General features: G+C 69.9%; 13 protein-coding genes. 2 read left to right on the top strand and 11 right to left on the bottom strand.

Translation table 11 applies throughout. The features are described from left to right. Positions 1 to 3: 3 nt before the first annotated feature. The 3 genes from HZU84_RS06465 to HZU84_RS06455 form a co-directional block, all read right to left on the bottom strand. Positions 4 to 765 (bottom strand): sulfite exporter TauE/SafE family protein, encoded by a 762-nt coding sequence (locus HZU84_RS06465; RefSeq protein WP_149504759.1) that lies wholly within the window; start codon positions 763 to 765, stop codon positions 4 to 6. A 341-nt stretch (positions 766 to 1,106) separates the two neighbouring features. Continuing rightward, on the bottom strand, positions 1,107 to 2,768 hold the full coding sequence (locus HZU84_RS06460; protein ID WP_149504760.1) for a GMC family oxidoreductase: 1,662 nt from the start codon (positions 2,766 to 2,768) through the stop codon (positions 1,107 to 1,109). A gap of 56 nt (positions 2,769 to 2,824) precedes the next feature. After that, on the bottom strand, positions 2,825 to 3,466 hold the full coding sequence (locus tag HZU84_RS06455) for a MarC family protein (RefSeq protein WP_149504761.1): 642 nt from the start codon (positions 3,464 to 3,466) through the stop codon (positions 2,825 to 2,827). A gap of 326 nt (positions 3,467 to 3,792) precedes the next feature. On the opposite strand from HZU84_RS06455, the gene HZU84_RS06450 reads away from it, so the two are divergent. Then, the gene (locus HZU84_RS06450; protein WP_149504762.1) at positions 3,793 to 4,251 is read left to right on the top strand and encodes an RNA recognition motif domain-containing protein; all 459 of its coding nucleotides are present in this window, start codon (positions 3,793 to 3,795) and stop codon (positions 4,249 to 4,251) included. A 116-nt stretch (positions 4,252 to 4,367) separates the two neighbouring features. On the opposite strand, the gene HZU84_RS06445 is transcribed toward HZU84_RS06450, so the two are convergent. The 4 genes from HZU84_RS06445 to HZU84_RS06430 are packed head-to-tail and all read right to left on the bottom strand — an operon-like array spanning position 4,368 to position 7,435. After that, positions 4,368 to 5,183 (bottom strand): SDR family oxidoreductase, encoded by an 816-nt coding sequence (locus tag HZU84_RS06445; RefSeq protein ID WP_149504763.1) that lies wholly within the window; start codon positions 5,181 to 5,183, stop codon positions 4,368 to 4,370. Next, the gene (lptC, locus tag HZU84_RS06440; protein ID WP_149504764.1) at positions 5,180 to 5,857 is read right to left on the bottom strand and encodes an LPS export ABC transporter periplasmic protein LptC; all 678 of its coding nucleotides are present in this window, start codon (positions 5,855 to 5,857) and stop codon (positions 5,180 to 5,182) included. Before lptC ends, HZU84_RS06445 begins: the two co-directional genes overlap by 4 nt. Positions 5,858 to 5,873: 16 nt before the next feature. After that, positions 5,874 to 6,488: a KdsC family phosphatase gene (locus HZU84_RS06435; protein WP_149504765.1), complete on the bottom strand. Its 615-nt coding sequence runs from the start codon at positions 6,486 to 6,488 to the stop codon at positions 5,874 to 5,876. Continuing rightward, entirely contained in the window at positions 6,488 to 7,435 is a 948-nt protein-coding gene (locus HZU84_RS06430) for a KpsF/GutQ family sugar-phosphate isomerase (RefSeq protein WP_149505376.1), read from the bottom strand. The genes HZU84_RS06435 and HZU84_RS06430 overlap by 1 nt, the downstream gene beginning before the upstream one ends. A gap of 121 nt (positions 7,436 to 7,556) precedes the next feature. On the opposite strand from HZU84_RS06430, the gene HZU84_RS06425 reads away from it, so the two are divergent. Further along, the gene (locus HZU84_RS06425) at positions 7,557 to 9,557 is read left to right on the top strand and encodes a monovalent cation:proton antiporter family protein (protein ID WP_149504766.1); all 2,001 of its coding nucleotides are present in this window, start codon (positions 7,557 to 7,559) and stop codon (positions 9,555 to 9,557) included. 6 nt (positions 9,558 to 9,563) lie between these two features. Here the strand turns inward: HZU84_RS06425 and HZU84_RS06420 are convergent, their stop codons facing one another. The 4 genes from HZU84_RS06420 to yidD form a co-directional block, all read right to left on the bottom strand. Next, the gene (locus HZU84_RS06420) at positions 9,564 to 10,025 is read right to left on the bottom strand and encodes a cyclic nucleotide-binding domain-containing protein (protein WP_241461982.1); all 462 of its coding nucleotides are present in this window, start codon (positions 10,023 to 10,025) and stop codon (positions 9,564 to 9,566) included. A 180-nt stretch (positions 10,026 to 10,205) separates the two neighbouring features. Next, positions 10,206 to 11,621, bottom strand: coding sequence for a tRNA uridine-5-carboxymethylaminomethyl(34) synthesis GTPase MnmE (gene mnmE, locus HZU84_RS06415; protein ID WP_149504767.1), 1,416 nt, complete (start codon positions 11,619 to 11,621; stop codon positions 10,206 to 10,208). A 391-nt stretch (positions 11,622 to 12,012) separates the two neighbouring features. Next, positions 12,013 to 13,668 (bottom strand): membrane protein insertase YidC, encoded by a 1,656-nt coding sequence (gene yidC / locus HZU84_RS06410; protein ID WP_149504768.1) that lies wholly within the window; start codon positions 13,666 to 13,668, stop codon positions 12,013 to 12,015. Beyond that, on the bottom strand, positions 13,665 to 14,033 hold the full coding sequence (gene yidD / locus HZU84_RS06405) for a membrane protein insertion efficiency factor YidD (RefSeq protein ID WP_149505377.1): 369 nt from the start codon (positions 14,031 to 14,033) through the stop codon (positions 13,665 to 13,667). The genes yidC and yidD overlap by 4 nt, the downstream gene beginning before the upstream one ends. Positions 14,034 to 14,049: the final 16 nt, after the last annotated feature.

Raw genomic sequence — 14,049 nt, 5'->3', positions numbered from 1 at the left:
GGCTCAAAGCCGCAGCGCATCCCAGCCGGTGCGCAGGATCAGCAGGCTGACGACGGCGATGAAGATGCCGCGCACGAAGCCCGCGCCGTGGCGCAGCGCCAGCCGGGCGCCCAGCAGGCTGCCGATCACGTTGGCCACCGCCATCACCGCGGCCACATGCCACCAAACATGCCCCTTGGCGGCGAACAGCGCGATCGCCGCCAGATTGGTCGCGGTGTTGAGCAGCTTGGCGCCGGCCGAGGCATGCAGGAAGTCGTAGCCCAGCCCGCGCACCAGCAGGAAGACAAAAAAGCTGCCCGTGCCGGGACCGAAGAAACCGTCGTAGAAACCGATGCCGGCGCCGATCGCGCTGCCGCGCAGCGCCTCGCGGCGTGGCGAGAGATGCGGCGCATGCACCCGCCCGAGATCCTTGCGCCAGAGCGTGTAGAGCAGCACGACCAGCAGCACCAGCGGCAAGGCCTTGCGCAGCCCGGTGGCCGGCACCATCGTCACCAGCCAGGCGCCGGCGAAGCTCGCCAGCAGCGCGGTGACGGCCGCAGGCGCCAGCGTGCCCCAGTTCATCGTCACCCTGCGCGCGTACTGGCTGCAGGCCCAGGCGGTGCCGCCGATGGCGGCGGCCTTGTTGGTGCCGAACAGCGTCGCCGGCAGCGCGGACGGATGCACCGCGAACAGGGTCGGCAGCAGGATCAGCCCGCCGCCGCCGACGATGGCATCCACGAAACCCGCCAGCCCGGCGGCCAGCGTCACCCACAGCAGATCAAGCATCAGTCAGGACAAGCGCAACGCGACAACGCAGGTGGAGAAAAAAGAAGGCACCGGGATCAGGGATCGCCGGTGCCGTCGAATTGTCTCATCGCGCCACATGGCGCCGAATCTTCTGGAGCGTCTGAGTGGTGCCGCCGGATGTTGTGTGGTGTGGGGGCGGCGTTTCTTGTTGCGCTACGGTGACCAGTCTCCTCAGTCCCTCGCTCCTGCCCGCCTGCCCCTCGGGGCGGCGTCTGCGAGTGGCGAGACTGTAGGGTTTCGCAACAGTCCGCCATATCCGGGGTTTCCCGCACCAGAACGATGCAGTACCTGGCGATGCCAGTCCGTCAGGTCGCAGCGCCTCACGAAAGCTGCGCAGCGTCAAGAATCCAGCCTGCGGCCCGCTCGGCCAGCATCAGCGTCGGCGAGTTGGTGTTGCCGCTGGTGATGACCGGCATCACGCTGGCGTCGACGACACGCAGCCCGGCCACGCCGCGCACCCGCAGCCGCGGGTCGGTCACCGCCATCGGGTCGTCTGCGCGGCCCATGCGACAGGTGCCGACCGGATGGAAGATGGTGGTGCCGATGTCGCCGGCCAGGCGGGCCAGTTCCTCGTCGCTCTGGTGCTGGATGCCGGGCCGGAACTCCTCGGGCCGGAAGGCCTGCATCGCCGGCTGCGCGACGATGCGGCGCGTCACCCGCAGCGAATCGGCCGCCACCTGGCGATCCTGCGCGGTCGACAGGTAGTTCGGCCGGATCGCCGGGGCCTCCTCCGGACGCGGCGAGCGGATGTGGACCTGGCCACGCGAGGTCGGGTTGAGGTTGCAGACGCTGGCGGTGATCGCGTCGAAGCCGTGCAGCGGCTCGCCGAAGGCATCGAGCGACAGCGGCTGCACGTGGTACTCGAGGTTCGGCCACTCGAACTGCGGTGACGACCGCGTGAAGGCACCGAGCTGCGACGGCGCCATGCTCATCGGGCCGGTGCGGCGCAGCAGGTACTCCAGGCCGATCATCGCCTTGCCCCAGGACGTGGCGGCACGGGTGTTGAGCGTGCGCGTGCCCTGCACCTTGTAGACCGAGCGGATCTGCAGATGGTCCTGCAGGTTCTCGCCGACGCCGGGCAGCAGGTGCTGCACCTCGATGCCCTGCGACTGCAGCACCTGGCCATCGCCGATGCCCGACAGCTCCAGGATCTGCACGCTGCCGATGCTGCCGGCGCTCAGCAGCACCTCTCGGCTCGCGCTCACCGTCTCGATGCCGGTCGGCGTGAGCACCTCGGCGCCGGTGCAGCGCAGCGCGCCGTCGGCGCCGCGCGCCAGCGTCAGGCGGCGCACCTGCGCGCCAGTCCACATCTCGAAGTTCGGCCGGCCGCAGCAGGTCGGGCGCAGGAAGGCCTTGGCGGTGTTCCAGCGCAGGCCCGACTTCTGGTTGACCTCGAAGTAGCCCACGCCCTCGTTGCTGCCGCGGTTGAAGTCGTCGGTGGCGGGAATGCCGGCCTGCTGCGCGGCCTGCGCGAAGGCATCGAGAATGTCCCAGCGCAGGCGCTGGCGCTCGACCCGCCACTCGCCGCCGTGGCCGTGCAGGGCCTTGAACTCGGCGCTGGCCTGTGCGGCGTTCTCGGCATCGAGCCGCCAGTGGCTCTCGTGCTGCCGGAAGGCCGGCAGGCAGTGCTCCCAGCGCCAGGCCGCGTCGCCGGTCAGCTCGGCCCACTGGTCGTAGTCGCGCGACTGGCCGCGCATGTAGATCATGCCGTTGATGCTGGAGCAGCCGCCCAGCACCTTGCCACGCGGATAGCGCAGCTTCCGGCCGTTCAGGCCCGGATCGGGCTCGGTCTGATAGAGCCAGTCGGTGCGCGGGTTGCCGATGCAGTGCAGATAGCCGACCGGAATGTGGATCCAGTGGTAGTCGTCGCGGCCGCCGGCCTCGATCAGCAGCACGCGGGTGGCCGGATCGACGCTCAGGCGATTGGCCAGCAGGCTGCCGGCCGAGCCGGCGCCGATGATGATGTAGTCGAATATGGGCATGGTCCTGTCTCCGTGGACAGCGCGGACTCTATGCGGTCCGCGTGCGGTGTCGGCGCTCAAGGCGCCAGATGCGAGGCCAGCACCGGAAAGAGCTTGATCAGGCCCTCGGCCATGATCTCCACCGCCAGCGCAGCCAGGATCAGGCCCATCAGCCGGGTCATCACGTTGATGCCGGTGCGTCCGAGCAGCCGTGCCACGCCGCCCGCCGCCGAGAACGCGACGAAGGTCGCCAGTCCGACGACCACGCCATAGCCCATCAGCACGCCCAGCTCCCACCAGTGGCGCGTCTTGTCGGCATAGATCACCATCGTCGAGATGGTGGCGGGCCCGGTCAGCAGCGGAATGGTCAGCGGCACCACCGCGATGCTGTCGCCCGAGTCGGCACGCTCGCGGCCCTCGCTGACATCGTCGGAGCGCGACTCGGCCGGCTGCGCGTTGAGCATCTGCAGCGCGCTGATCAGCAGCAGCGTGCCGCCACCCACCTGGAAGGAGGCCAGCGAGATGCCGAAGAACTCGATCACCTTCAACCCGGCCAGCGCGCTGATCGAGATCACCAGGAAAGCGCTGAAGCTCGACACCCGGATGGTGCGGCGCCGCGCTGCGGCATCGAGATGCTGCGTGAAATGGATGAAGAACGGCACGACGCCGATCGGATTGACGATCGCCAGCAGCGCGATCAGCGGCTTGAGCAGGTCCATGACGTGATTCTGCGCCGGCCTCGCGCCTTCACCCCTCGGGTGAAGGCCCTGTCGCAACAGGCGGCCTCCGCACTCGATCTGACATATTCAAGGGTTAACCCGAAATTTTTGACTGTTGAAGATCACGGACAGATCAAAAAACTGCGCAGGCTTACAACACTTCTGCCAGAAGGGGTGTTCCCAGGGCTTGACGGTCATACATAATGGCCCCTCGTGATTGGACGCGGCGCCTTTTCTCTGTTCTATCGAATGAGTGCTGGCTGTAGCTCCGCCACATGGTCCCCTGGTACTCAACGTACCCTGTTTTGCTTGAAAGGCGCTCTTCCATGGGCAACAAACTCTACGTGGGCAACCTGGCCTACGGCGTTCGCGACGAAGAACTGAACGCTGCTTTCTCCGAGTTCGGCGCGGTCCAGTCCGCCAAGGTCATGATGGACCGCGAAACCGGCCGCTCGAAGGGCTTCGGCTTCGTCGAGATGGGCTCGGATGCCGAAGCCCAGGCAGCCATCAACGGCCTGAACGGCCAGGCGATCGGCGGCCGTGCCGTCGTCGTCAACGAGGCTCGCCCCCGCGAAGAGCGTCCGGGCGGCTTCCGCAGCCCGTACGGCGGCCGTCGTGACGGCGGTGGTGGCGGCGGCTTCGGCGGCGGCAATGGTGGCGGCGGTTACGGCGGTGGCGGCGGCGGCAACGGCGGCGGCTTCCGCAGCCCGTACGGCGGCGGTGGCCGTCGTGAAGGCGGCGGCGGCGGCGGTGGTCGCGGCGGCTACGGCGGCGGCGGCTACTGATCCGTGTCGCTGCGATCGGTGAGCTGAGCTGAGCTAAGCTGACAGGCTCGCGCCGCCGATCGACAGACGTCCAGAACAAGAGGGCGATCCCGCCAAGGGGTCGCCCTCTTGTCATTTCAGCGCGGATCGCCGCGCCGCTGCTTGCGGCCACGCCCTGCGGTCAGGCGGTCCCAGAGCCTGCGCGGCAGCCAGCGCATCAGCACGGTCAACACGCCCATCGGCCAGGGAATGACCGCATGGCGGCGTCCCCGGTCGATCACCGGCAGCGCCCTGCGCGCGAATTCCCGAGGGCTCAGCAGAAAGGGCATCGCATAGCGGTTGCCGCGTGTCAGGGGCGTGTCGACAAAGCCGGGCAGCAGCGTGACGACACGAATGCCGTCGCTGCGCAGCTCGATGCGCAGGCTTTCGCAGTAGCTGACCACCGCGGCCTTGCTGCCGCAGTAGCCGCCATGCCCGGGCAGCCCCCTGATCGCCGCGACACTGGCCATGCCGACCAGGGTGCCGCGCCGCGCCAGCCGCATCGGCCGGATGAAGGGATGAAAGGTCGCGGCCATGCCGACGACATTGGTGGCATAGAGATCCTCGAGCACGGCCAGATCCTCGCGCTCGGCGGTGTCGATGCCGACGCTGATGCCCGCATTGGCGATGACCACATCCGGCAGGCCCTGCTCGATCAGGCAGCGCATGCCCGCCGCGACGATCGCCTCGCGGTCGCGCACATCCGCGGCATGCACCTGGGCCTGCTCGGGGCCGATGCCGGCCTCATCGAGCCAGGCCTGGATCCCCTCGGCACGGCGAGCCACCAGGGCCAGGCGCCAGCCGCGTGCGGCATAGGCCTCGGCCAGCGCCCGGCCGATGCCGCTGGAGGCGCCGGTGATGAAGACCAGCGGCGCACGCTCGCGCTCCAGCCTCTGGCGCTCCTCGGGGGTCATCGGGCAGGCAGGCGACCGCGCACAGCGCCCCGGAGCTCGAGCCGGGCGTCCGCATGCCAGTAGGTCAGCCCCCGGGCCTCGATGACGCTGGCCCCCTGGCGCAGCACCACAGGACGATCGCTGCGCACCTGGTCCTGCCGCCGATCGAAGACCATCTCCTCGCTGCTGAACTGCAGCGGCGCGCTTTCGCCGGGCAGCCGATCGCGCTCCACGGTGGCGCCGCCCATCAGCCGCACCTCGCTGCCATCGCCCTGGGCGATCGCATGGGCGGCACGGGCGCGCAGCAGGTTGCCGGCGTCATCGCGCCAGCGCAGGCTCAGCCCGTCGATCTCCAGCGTGTCGGTGTCGGGATGGTGACGCACGACCTCGCCCTCGATGACCCCGCGGGCCGGGCCCGCCTGCCCGTAGTGCTGCACCGAGAAGCCATGCATCTCGTAGTCGGGCTCATGGGTGGGCGCCTGGGCCGCCCGGTCCGGCTCGGGCTCGGGCGTCTGCTGGACCAGCCACCAGGTGGCGCCCGCCAGCAGCGCCATCAGGAACAGCGGCAGATGGCCCAGCAGCGCCTGGCGCCAGCGCTCACCGCGCGGCAGCGCCGGCCGGGCCGCATCGACCGCACGGGTGGCCACCAGCGGAGGCAGCGGCAGCGGACTGGTGTCGTCGTCGAGCGAGGCCACGCGATCGTGTCCCGTGTCAGGCCGTGGTGCCGTCGAGCGTGGCCAGATGGCCCGCCAGCAGCGAGGCGTACCGGCCGCTGGCGCACAGCAGCAGATCGCAGAACTCGCGCGCCGCGCCCTGCCCGCCTGGCACCGCGGTGACATGGTGGGCCGCGGCGCGCACCTCCGCATGCGCCTGTGCCGGCGCGCAGGCCAGCGCGCAGCGCACCATCAGCGGCAGGTCCGGCCAGTCGTCGCCGATGACCGCCAGCTCATGCCAGCCCAGACCCAGCAGCGCCAGCACCCGCTCGGCCGCGGCCAGCTTGTCGTGAATGCCGTGAAAGGCATGCACGATGCCCAGATCGGCGCAGCGGCGGCGCACCGCCGGCGTGTCGCGGCCGGTGATCACCACCGGCTCGATGCCGGCGCGCGCCAGCAGCTTGATGCCGTGGCCGTCGAGCGTGCTGAAGGCCTTGACGCTCTCGCCGTGCTCGCCGATGTAGATGCGCCCGTCGGTCAGGCAGCCGTCGACGTCGAAGATCGCGGCGCGCACGCCCTGCGCCGCCAGCAGCAGCTCCGGCGCGAAGTTCAGCACCGGCGAGATCGGGCGCGGCCAGGGCGTGGCGGCGGCCATCGGGGTCGGGTCGCTCATCAGATCACCTTCGCGCGCATCAGGTCGTTGGTGTTGAGCGCGCCGACCAGGCGGCCCTCGCCGTCGTGCACCAGCAGCGTGGTGATGCAGGCGTCCTCCATCAGCGTGGCGGCCTCGACTGCCAGCGCATCCTCGCCGATGCTGCGCGGGCGGCTGCGCACCAGGTCGGCGGCCGACAGCGCGCGCAGGTCCGTGCCCTGCTCGACCGCACGGCGCAGGTCGCCGTCGGTGAAGATGCCGATCGCACGGCCCTGGGCATCGACGATCGCCGCGGCACCCAGGCCCTTGGCGCTCATCTCGCGCATCACCTCTAGGCAGCTCGCCGCGGGCGCCACCCGCGGCACCGCCTCGCCCTGGCGCATGATGTCGCGCACATGGGTCAGCAGCTTGCGCCCGAGCGCACCGCCCGGGTGCGAGCGCGCGAAGTCCTCGGGGCGGAAGCCGCGTGCGTCCAGCAGCGCCACCGCCAGCGCGTCGCCCAGCGCCAGTTGCGCGGTGGTGCTGGCCGTCGGTGCGAGATTGAGCGGGCAGGCCTCCTGCTCGACCCGGTTCGACAGCACCCAGTCGGCATGCGAGGCCAGCGTCGAGCCGGGCCGGCCGGTCATCGCCACCAGCGTCACGCCCAGGCGCTTGAGCGCCGGCAGGATCGCGGCGATCTCGTCGCTTTCGCCGGAGTTGGAGAGCGCCAGCACGATGTCGCCCGGCGTGACCATGCCCAGGTCGCCGTGGCTGGCCTCGCCCGGGTGCACGAACATCGCCGGCGTGCCGGTCGAGGCCAGCGTCGCGGCGATCTTGCGTCCGACATGGCCGCTCTTGCCCATGCCCATCACGACCACGCGGCCGCGGCCGTTCAGGATCGCGTGCACGACGCGCACGAAGCTCTCGCCCTGCTGGTCCTGCAATTGCATCAGCGCCTCGGCCTCGATGCACAGGGTCTGGCGGGCCATGCGCAGCACGCGCTCGGCCTCGAAGCGGGGGGGCGCGCTGGCGGCGGTGGCGGCTGGGATGTCGGTCACGGGATCGGGAGGCCGGAAGCTGAATTACGATTGCCGGATTCTAGGATGGTGAATGGCCAGCACTCTCGACATTGCCCTGCTCTACCTTCTTGCCGCGGTCGCCGGCGTCGTCGGCTGCCGGCTGCTGAAGCTGCCCTCGATGCTCGGCTACCTGCTCGTCGGCGTGCTGATCGGCCCGAACGCGCTGGCACTGGCCAAGGACTCGGCCGGCATCCGCTACCTGGCGGAGTTCGGCATCGTCTTCCTGATGTTCGTCATCGGGCTGGAGTTCAACCTGCCCAAGCTGCGCAGCATGCAGCGGCTGGTCTTCGGCCTCGGCGCCGGGCAGGTGCTGCTGACGCTGGCCGGCGCGGCCATCGGCAACCTGATGCTGATCACCGCCTTCTCGCTGCTGGGCCGGGCGTGGGAGCTGAGCTGGCAGGGTGCGGTCGCGCTCGGCGCGGCCATGGCGATGTCGAGCACCGCGATCGTCGCGAAGATGATGGCCGAACGGCTCGAGCTGGAAAGCGAGCATGGCCGCAATGTCATGGGCGTGCTGCTGTTCCAGGATCTGGCGGTCGTGCCGCTGCTGGTGCTGATTCCGTCGCTGGCCCAGGGCGGCGGCGACCTGTGGGAGACGCTGGGCCGCGCGACGCTGAAGGCCGCGGTGCTGCTGACGCTGCTGCTGTGGGGCGGCCAGAGGCTGATGCGCTGGTGGCTGACGCTGGTGGCACGCAGGAAGAGCGAGGACCTGTTCATCCTCAACATCCTGCTGATCACGCTGGGCCTGTCGTGGCTGACGGAACACGCCGGGCTGTCGCTGGCGCTGGGCGCCTTCGTCGCCGGCATGCTGATCGCCGAAACCGAGTTCAAGCATCAGGTCGAGACCGACATCCGGCCCTTCCATGACGTGCTGCTCGGGCTGTTCTTCATCACCATCGGCATGAAGCTGGACTGGCGCCCGGTGCTGGACCAGTGGGTGCTGGTGCTGCTGCTGAGCACGCTGCCGGTGCTGGCCAAGGCCGGCATGGTGGCGCTGCTGGCGCGCGCCTTCGGCTCGGCGCCCGGCGTGGCGATCCGCACCGGCCTGTACCTGGCCCAGGCCGGCGAGTTCGGCTTCGTGCTGCTGACGCTCAGCGCCCAGGTCGACCTGGTCGCCGACCGCTGGCTGAGCCCGGTGCTGGCCTCGATGGTGCTGTCGATGCTGGCCACGCCCTTCATCATCATGGGCAGCAACCGCATCGTCATGAAGCTGTCGGCCACCGACTGGCTGATGCAGTCGGTGCAGCTGACCTCCATCGTCAAGAAGTCGATCCGCACCGAGGCGCACCTGATCATCTGCGGCTACGGCCGCAGCGGCCAGAACCTGGCCCGGCTGCTCGACAAGGAGCGCATTCCCTACATGGCGCTGGACCTCGACCCCGACCGGGTGCGCCAGGCGGCAGCGGCCGGCCAGAGCGTGGTCTTCGGCGATGCGGCCAAGCTGCCCAGCCTGATCGCCGCCGGCCTGTCGCGCGCGACCGCGGTGGTCGTCACCTACAACGACACGCCCTCGGCGCTGAAGGTGCTGCAGCATGTGCGCGAGCATGCCGCGCATGTGCCGGTGGTGGTGCGCACGCCCGACGACACCGATCTGGAGCGGCTGCGCGCCGCCGGTGCCACCGAGGTGGTGCCAGAGGCGCTGGAGGGGTCGCTGATGCTGGCCAGCCACGCGCTGGCCCTGGTGGGCGTGCCGATGCGCCGGGTCATCCGCATCACCCAGGACGCCCGCGACGCCCGCTACGGCCTGCTGCGCGGCTACTTCCACGGCGCCGACGACGACACCGTCGAGGAGCTGCAGCAGGCCCGACTGCAGTCGATCGGCCTGCCACCGGGTGCGCCCTGCGTCGGCCGGCGTCTGGGCGACCTGACGCTGCAGGTGATGGGGGTGTCGGTGGTGTCGGTGCGCCGCGCCAGCGGTCAGGTGCTCGAGGTCGACGACGACTTCATGCTGGCCGGCGGCGATGTGCTGGTGCTCAGCGGCCTGCCCGAGACCCTGGCGCTGGCCGAGGCCCTGCTGCTGAAGAAGGGCTGAGCCGGCTCAGGCGACCGCGACCCGCTGCGCCAGATTGGCGCGCAGCCGCGCCACCATGACCGCACCGGCCGCACGCAGCACCTCGTTGGCGATCGTCGGCGCCCGGGCGGCCAGCTCCTCGTAGCGCGGCAGATGCAGGGCCCAGACGATGGTCGGCGTCATCGCCTCGACGCTGGCCGAGTGCGGCTGGTCGCTGAACAGGCCGGTCTCGCCGACCAGCGCGCCCGGCCGCATCAAGGCCACCCGGAAGGCGCCGGGCGCCGCGCCCTGCACATAGACCTGCAGACTGCCCTGGCCGACGAAGTAGGCGGCCCGGTCGCACTCGCCCTGCTTGATCAGCAGATCGCCGGCACGCAGCTGGTAGGGCGTCAGGTAGGCGGCGAAGTTGCGCCATTGCGGCAGGTTGAAGCGGGCGCGAAAGGCGTCGTCAGCCCGCAGGGACTGCACCGCCTCGATCAGTTCATCCATTCCCATCGCCGTTCACCTCTCGCACTTTCCGCAGGGCAGGAGCATAGCCGGCCACCCGGGCCGGCATGATGCTCCGGCAGGTGGCACAAAAGGTTTACGAAAATAACACTTCCGGCGATTCGTGAAACATGTCACACCATGACACCGGCGAGCACGATCATGCCCCCCTCGCCGCCCGTCCTATTTGCCGATGCAGAAGCGCGAAAAGATCACGCCCAGCAGGTCGTCGGCCGAGAAGGCGCCGGTGATCTCGCCCAGCGCGTCGTGCGACAGGCGCAGCTCCTCGGCGAACAGATCCAGCGCCTCGTCGCGGCGCGCGGCCCAGCCCGCGGCCAGCTCGAGGTGCTCGCGTGCGCGGCGCAGCGCCGTCAGATGGCGCTCGCGCGCGATGAACACGCCGTCGGGCGAGGCATGCCAGCCCGCCAGATCCAGCAGCAGCCGGCGCAAGCCCTCCAGCCCGTCGCGGGTCTTGGCCGAGAGCGTGAGCGCTCGCTCGCCTTCCGGCACACCGGCCAGCACCGCCGCCCGGTGCGCGGCATCGACCCGGTCGGTCTTGTTGAAGACATGCACGCGGCGCGAGCGGTCGGGCAGCCGCGCCTCGATCGCACGATCGGCCGCAGCGTAGTCCGGGTCCAGGCAGCGGGTCAGGTCATGCAGCATCAGCACCGCATCGGCGCCGGCGATCGCCTCCCAGCTGCGCGCGATGCCGATGCGCTCGACCTCGTCGGCCGCCTCGGCGTCGGAGCGCAGGCCGGCGGTGTCGATCACATGCACCGGCACGCCCTCGATCTGCAGCGTCTCGCTGACCCGGTCGCGGGTGGTGCCGGCGATCGGCGTGACGATGGCCAGCTCGGCGCCGGCCAGCGCATTCAGCAGAGAACTCTTGCCCGCATTGGGCTGGCCGGCGATCACCACCGTCAGGCCTTCGCGCAGCAGCGCGCCCTGGCGCGCGGTGTCGAGCACCACATCGAGCCGCTCGGCCAGCCGCGCCAGCCGCCCGCGCGCGTCGGCCTTCTCGAGGAAATCGATCTCCTCCTCGGGAAAGTCCAGCGTCGCCTCGACCAGCATGCGCAGCTCGACCAGGCCGTCGCGCAGCGCCTCGATGCGCCTGGAGAAGTCGCCTGACAGCGAGCGGGCCGCGCTGCGCGCCGCCGCCTCGGTGCTGGCGTCGATCAGGTCGGCCACCGCCTCGGCCTGCGCCAGGTCGAGCTTGTCGTTCAGGAAGGCGCGCTCGGTGAACTCGCCCGGCTCGGCCGGCCGCAGCCGCGGCAGCAGCTCGCCCTCGGCCGCCGCCTGCAGGCAGCGTGCCATCAGCAGCTGCAGCACCACCGGGCCGCCGTGGGCCTGCAGCTCCAGCACATCCTCGCCGGTGTAGCTGTGCGGCGCCGGGAAATAGAGCGCCAGGCCCTGGTCGATCGGCCGGCCCTCGGCGTCGAGGAAGGGGCCGTAGGTGGCCACGCGCGGGGCCAGATCGCGGCCGGTCAGGCGCCGGGCCAGCGGGGCCAGACCGCGGCCGGAAACACGCACGATGCCCACGGCGCCGCGGCCGGGGGCGGTGGCGATCGCCACGATCGGATCCTGATGTCGAGCAAGCATGGCGCGCATTCTCGCCGACGCCGCACGACCGGCCTGCGCCATGAGAAACGCCCTGTCGGCAGCCGGGCCGACAGGGCGTCAGGGTGTTCGCGCGGAGGGGAGCCGGCTCATCGCCATCGACCCCCGGAGCCGGGCCTGTGGGGGCGAGCCTCCCGGCCCGTCTTCTGCTGGCTTGCAAGCCTGCCACCACAATCCCGGGGTCACGCCCCGCAGAACGAATGATGCGGGCCGTCCGTGACAGACTCAAGGCAGCCCTTGCAACCGGCGGCAAAGGCCGTGCCACTTGTCGCGTCCGAATTGCACAAAGCAACAAGAGTCGCAAAAGAGGTGCATCGCACCCCCTTCACGACCCTTGCAGGTCACCCGCCCGCAGGCAGGCGTCGACGCGGCGTCAGCGGTTCAGGCCGAGCTGGCGGTTGATCATCCACTGCTGCGCGATCGACAGCAGGTTGTTGACGAACCAGTACAGCACCAGACCCGCGGGGAAGAAGATGAACATCACGCTGAACAGCAGCGGCATGATCCACATCATCTTGGCCTGGACCGGATCCGGCGGGGTCGGGTTCAGCCAGGTCTGGAACAGCGTGGTGACCGTCATCAGCGCCGGCAGGATGTAGTAGGGGTCCTGCACGCTCAGGTCGGTGATCCAGCCAATCCACGGCGCGCCGCGCATCTCGACCGAGGCCAGCAGCACCGAGTACAGCGCGATGAAGAACGGCATCTGGATGAAGATCGGCAGGCAGCCGCCCAGCGGATTGACCTTCTCCTCGCGGTAGATGCGCATCATTTCCTGCTGCATCTTCTGCGGGTCGGCCTTGTGGCGCTCGCGGATCTCCATGATCTTCGGGTTGACCGCCTTCATCTTGCCCATCGAGCGATAGGCACTGGCATTGAGCCAGTAGAAGGCGATCTTCAGCAGCACCACCAGCGCCACGATCGACCAGCCCCAGTTGCCGATCAGGCCATGCAGCTTGTCGAGCAGCCAGAACAGCGGCTTGGCCAGCATCGTGACCCAGCCGTAGTCCTTGACCAGCTCCAGCCCGGGCGCCAGGGCCTCGAGCTTGTTCTCTTCCTGCGGGCCGGCATAGAGCATCGTCTCGACGGTCTTCGTCGCGCCCGGCGCGATCGCATCGACCGGCAGCGTCATCGCCACCGAATAGAGATTGGTGCCTTCGCGCTTGGTCTGGAAGCTGCGCGCGACCTTGTCATTGAAGATCCAGGCGCCGACGAAGTGATGCTGGACCATCGCGATCCAGCCGTTGTCGGCCGACTTCTCGTGATCGGCCTTGGACTTCTCGATGTCGGCGAAATCGACCTTCTGGAACTTCGCCGCGTCGGTGTAGACGGCCGGGCCGGTGAACGCGGCCGGCCCCATGAAGATCGAGGTCGAGGGCACCGTGCCGTCGCGCGCCAGCTGCAGGTAGAGCTGCGCGGCCACCGGCGCCGCCGAGGTGTTGACCACCTCATGGCGCACCCGCACCGCATAGTCGCCGCGCTTGAAGACATAGGTCTTGCGCAGCTTCACGCCGCCCTGCTCGGCCGACTCGAAGCTGACTGCCAGCTCGTTCTGGCCGTCGGCCAGCGTCAGCGGACCCGGCACCAGCGTCATCGGCGTGGTGTGGTTGGGCAGCGCGGCCTGACCGGCCAGCTGCGGGATCAGGCCGGAATCGGCCTGGTAGACACGCTGCGCCGAGCGGTCGAACAGCATCACCGGCTTGCTGGTGTCATGCTCGTCGCGGTAGCGCGGCAGCGTCAGGCCGACCAGGCTGGCACCGCGGGTGTCGATGCTGGCACGGACCAGATCGGTGCTGATGTCGATGGTGCGCGAGGGCTCGCCGCCAGCGGCCAGGCCGGGCAGCGGTGCCACGCCAGCCGGCTGGGCCAGCGCGGCAGGCACGCCCGGCGCGCTGCCTGCAGCGGCCGCCGAGGCGGCGACCGGCGGAGCGAACATCGACGGCTGGCCGTTGTGCTTGTTCCAGCCGTCCCACAGCATCACGAGCGAGACGGAAAAGATGCCCCAGAGCAGGGCACGCCGCGTGTCGGTCATACAGAGGTCTTTCGATTGGCGAGCGAACGCGCCCGGTCGGGCGGGGCCGCAGCAGGATCGTCATCCTGCTGCGTCCGCTCGTCGGAGCGCTCCAGAAGAGAGGTGAACAGCCGCCGCGACGGCGGCGACCGGTCAGGGACCGGATCATGCCCGCCTTGGCACCACGGATGGCAGCGCGCGATGCGCCAGAGCGTCAGCGCGCCGCCTCGCCGGGCACCGTGACGTTCCAAGGCAACAAGTCCGTAGGCCGAGCAGGTCGGCTCGAAGCGGCATGACGAGCCCAGCCAGGGGCTCAGCAGCAGGCGGTAGGCGCGGATCAGCCCGATCAGCGCGGCTGACGGCCACCGGCGAAGCCGGGTCCGCAACGAAGAATCGGGATCG

Origin of the sequence: Sphaerotilus sulfidivorans, from assembly GCF_013426975.1 — a bacterium.
Taxonomy (GTDB): Bacteria; Pseudomonadota; Gammaproteobacteria; order Burkholderiales; family Burkholderiaceae_C; genus Sphaerotilus; species Sphaerotilus sulfidivorans.
This window is presented reverse-complemented; position numbering and strand designations above follow the sequence as displayed.